Annotated in this window: 4 protein-coding genes; 1 reads left to right on the top strand and 3 read right to left on the bottom strand. The window is 71.5% G+C overall.

What is annotated here, in order from left to right:
* Positions 1 to 91: 91 nt before the first annotated feature.
* Positions 92 to 688: a TetR/AcrR family transcriptional regulator gene (locus GUY61_RS35510; protein WP_166634433.1), complete on the bottom strand. Its 597-nt coding sequence runs from the start codon at positions 686 to 688 to the stop codon at positions 92 to 94.
* A gap of 564 nt (positions 689 to 1,252) precedes the next feature.
* On the opposite strand from GUY61_RS35510, the gene GUY61_RS35505 reads away from it, so the two are divergent.
* Complete coding sequence (locus GUY61_RS35505) at positions 1,253 to 2,101, top strand: sulfotransferase (RefSeq protein WP_208106856.1); 849 nt, start codon at positions 1,253 to 1,255, stop codon at positions 2,099 to 2,101.
* Positions 2,102 to 2,261: 160 nt separating this feature from the next.
* On the opposite strand, the gene GUY61_RS35500 is transcribed toward GUY61_RS35505, so the two are convergent.
* Positions 2,262 to 3,083, bottom strand: coding sequence for a LuxR C-terminal-related transcriptional regulator (locus GUY61_RS35500; protein ID WP_166634431.1), 822 nt, complete (start codon positions 3,081 to 3,083; stop codon positions 2,262 to 2,264).
* A gap of 175 nt (positions 3,084 to 3,258) precedes the next feature.
* The gene (locus tag GUY61_RS35495) at positions 3,259 to 4,053 is read right to left on the bottom strand and encodes a serine protease (RefSeq protein ID WP_166634430.1); all 795 of its coding nucleotides are present in this window, start codon (positions 4,051 to 4,053) and stop codon (positions 3,259 to 3,261) included.
* Positions 4,054 to 4,106 lie beyond the last annotated feature (53 nt).

Here is a 4,106-nt window from a genome sequence, read left to right as displayed (position 1 = left end):
GAACGTGAGCGCTGAGGGTGGGCACTGAACGTGAGCGCTGAGGGTGGGCACTGAACGTGAGCGCTGAGCGCTGAGCCGGCCCTCGCGTCGGTCAGGACGACTGCGGTCGCTGTAGTCCCTGAAGCAGCATTCCGACCAATCGGCGGGGGTCGTAGCGGGGGTCGCTGTCGTCTCCGACGCAGAGGTTGCCGATGCCGCGCATCAGTTCGTAGGCGTGCGTACCGGGCCTGATCTCGCCCGCGTCGACCGCGGCGTCGAGCAACTGCTCGCAGACGGGTACCAAGCGGTCGAGGAAGTAGGCGTGCAGCGCGTCGAAGCCGCTGGTGTCCGATCGCAGTGCGTTGGCGAGGCCGTGCTTCGTGACCAGGAAATCGACGAAGAGGTCGACCCACTGCCGGAGTGCTGCGAGCGGAGAGCCGGCGACGGCCAGCAGGCTCGGGCCGGCTTCGGCGCATGCCTCGACCTGGTGGCGGTAGACGGCGACGACGAGATCCGCCCGGGTGGGGAAATGGCGGTAGATCGTGCCTATCCCGACGCCCGCTCTGGCCGCGATCTCGCGGATGGGCGCATCGACGCCGGAGGTGACGAACACCGCGGCGGCGGCGGCGAGCAGCGTCTGCTGGTTGCGCAGCGCGTCGGCCCGCCTGCTTCGGGCCGGCGCCTCCCCGGAGCGGTCTGGGGTGGCCACGACGCTCTCCTTCCGATGGCCGCTGACAAAGCGGAACGCTGTTCCGCATCTTAATCGGAACAATGCTCCGCTTCAGGATAGCCGAAGCGGACGCGCCTGACCGCCTCACCCGCCGCCGGCCGGACGAGGTCGGCGGCAGGCGCCGTCGAAGGGAAGAAACTCCGCTGCCGGAGGGGAGGCGGGCACCGCGGTGGCGTAACCGGACGTGGCACGCGGGGCCGTGCGCGCATTCCGCGTCGCCACCGCGGGCGCGGTGCGGTGCGGTGCCAGGACGTGGATCATCCTGGACCCGATGGGACCCTTTCGAAGTCAGAGGGCGGTTTCACACGGAAAATTCAGCCTGGCTCATCCGTGCAGGCAGGGCGGCCGGAAACGGAACGCACACCTTCGCCGCGCACGTGCCGGTCGCCTCCCGGACACCTTGAGTTCGCCCCGGCCCCCTGGACTGTCGGCCTCCCCCCGCAGGACCCCGGACGACCAACGGCTCAGGAGAGGTGTCTCGACGTGCGAGAAGCGATTCGGATCAACGCCATCGGCAAAGGGCTCAGGCGGCGGGGACGGCTGATGGCGCAGGCGCTGCGCCCCCCGCTGCGTGCGGCGGCGGGCGGCACGTCCGGCGGCCGGATCCCCGCTCCCCGTGGCTCCGGGGAGGGCCCGGCCAGTCCCAGGTACGTCGCGCCCCGCGCACCCCGGCTCGTCGAGTCCCCGGTCTTCGTACTGTCGTCGGTGCGTTCCGGATCGACCCTGCTGCGGGTGATCCTCAACAGCCACTCGCGGATCCGTGCCCCGCACGAGATGCATCTGCGCACCCTGCACGTCCGCCTGGACCGGGAGTTCACCGCCGACGCCATGCGCGAACTGCGGCTCGACCGGCAGGAACTGGAACACCTGCTGTGGGACCGGGTCCTCGATCTCGAACTGCGGCGCAGCGGGAAGGACATCATCGTCGACAAGACCCCGCCCAACACCCTCGTCTGGCCCCGTCTGGAACGCTGCTGGCCGAACGCGCGCCACCTGTTCCTGCTGCGCCACCCCGGCGCCGTCGTCACCTCCCTCGTCAACCGCCGCAGGGACCCCGATCCGGCGCAGATCCACGCCGAGGTGCTGGAGTACGCGGAGCGACTGGAGGAGGCCAGGCAGCACCTCGACGGTTACACCCTCACCTACGAGCGGCTCACGGCCGAACCCGAGCGGGTCACCCGGGAGGTCTGCGACTACCTCGGCGTCACCTGGGAGCCCGGGATGCTCGACTACGGTCAGCACGACCACGGCGGCTTCCGCCCCTTCATCGGGGACTGGAGCAGCACCATCAAGTCCGGCCGCATCCAGGCTGCCAGGACCGACGGCTCCTGCACCGGTCTGCCGTCCAGGCTCACCGAGATCGCCAGGATGTGGGGCTACGACGCCGGCTGATCCCGCACGCGGTTCCGGGCGGGGGTCCCGTAAGGGCTCGTGGGCCCGTGTACGGCCTTCCGGCCCCCCGCTCCCGTGCGGGGTTCCCGTACGGGCTCGGCGTACCCGGCTCCCGGGCGACGCTCCCGTGCGCCGGCTCGTCGCTGAACGGCGGACTCAGTCAGGGAAGCAGCCCAAGACGGCGGGCCGCCACCACCGCCTCCAGCCGGGTGTGCGCCCCGAGCTTCCGCATCGCCGAGCGCAGGTAACCCTTGACCGTCTCGGCGCGCAGCCCCAGCCGGTCCGCCACCGCCGCGTTGGTCGCACCGCCCGCGACGCACGTCAGCACGTCCACCTCCCGCGGGGCCAGGGAGACCGGACCCCGCCCGCTCTCCGGCGGCCCGGCCGCCGCGCCCGCCAGCCTGTCGCACACGGCGAGCAGTTCCGACCGCAGTCCGGGGTCGAGGACCCGGGAGGCCAGGGTGCGCAGTTCGCCGTGCGCCTCCCGGATCTCCTCCCACGCCGCCGTGTCACCGGGAGCGCCGGCGGCCCTGGTCTGGGACAGCAGATGCCGCGCCTCGTCACGCACCGCGAGGGCCTGTTCCGCCTCCCGGGCCGCCGTCACCGCCGCGCTCAGCGTGCGGTCACCCAGTGGCAGCGCCTCGCGCAGCGCGCCGTAGATGACCCCGCGAACCCTGCGGTGCACGACGATCGGCACCGCGAGTACCGAGCGCAGCTGCTCGGCGGCGACGGCCCGGTCGTACTCGTGGCTGATGTGGCGCGAGGAGGGGTAGTCCGTGACCGCGCACGGCCGTGACAGGGCCACGCACTTGCCGCCCAGGCCGGTGCCCGAGACGACGTCGAGACCGCGAAGGGCTGCCGTCGCCGTGCCGTGCAGCTCGCCGATGCGCAATCGCTGTGTGCCCGAGAGCGTCCCGCCGAACACCACCGGCATCCCGCTGTCGCGGCGCAGCCGCAGCAGTGCCGCTCGAATTTCCGTCATGTCACCCGACACGGACCCGATTACACGCCGTGAACCACGCGCACGGCAACACGTGGGGCACATTCCGTCACACCCGTCCGCAATTGAACGGGGGCGCCGCGGGCGGCTCAAGGCCTGCCCGAGGCGCCCCCTGGCGCTGCCCCGGCCCTCGCGGGCCGGGAGTCCGGTCTGCCGGTCAGGAGTTGATCTGCGTGGTGACCAGCGACGAGAAGGTGGTCAGCTTGGTGTAGATGCCGGGGTAGTCGGCGTCGGCGCAGCCGTAGCCCCAGGAGGTGATGCCGGCGAGCTTGCCGTTGATGACGAGCGGGCCGCCGCTGTCACCCTGGCAGGTGTCCACGCCACCCGACGAGTAGCCCGCGCACACCATGGTGGACGAGATGAACTCCGAGCCGTACGCGGAGGTGCAGCCGGAGGTCGACACCATCGGGACGGTGGCGGTGCGCAGCTGGTTGGAGGAGGAGCCGCCGGAGCTGGTGGTGCCCCAGCCCAGGATGCGCGCCGTGGTGCCGGCCGCGTAGTAGCCGGTGTCCGTCGAGGCGACGTAGCCGATGGGCGTGTACGGCATCGACGTGGACAGGGTGAGCACGGCGACGTCGTTGCTCATGGTGGAACTGGAGTAGTTCGGGTGAACCCAGATCTTGCTGACGTTGCTGACCGTGCCGTTGGTGCCGTTGCGGTAGGTGCGGCCGCCCACCACGCGGATGCTGCTGGTGGTCTCGCCGGTCATGCAGTGGGCCGCGGTGACGACCTTGGTCGGGGACACGAGCGTGCCGCCGCAGAACTGGTACGACGAGGTGTCGGTGATCTGCATGACGTACGGGTACGCCGTCGTGGTCGTGGTCGTACCGCCCACGATGGGCGCGGTGGCGGCACCCGCCGCGGGAGCGACGCCGACCAGCAGGGCGGCGGCGGTGGCCACGACGGTGGCGGCCGCGGCGGCGGCCTTCTTGACACGGGTGAGCCTGAACATGGGTCTCCTCGGATTCGCCGGTGGGGGGTGACGCGCGCAGCACCGTGTGGGGG

Origin of the sequence: Streptomyces sp. GC420, assembly GCF_009916105.1 — a bacterium.
In the GTDB taxonomy this organism is placed as follows: Bacteria; Actinomycetota; Actinomycetes; order Streptomycetales; family Streptomycetaceae; genus Streptomyces.
This window is presented reverse-complemented; position numbering and strand designations above follow the sequence as displayed.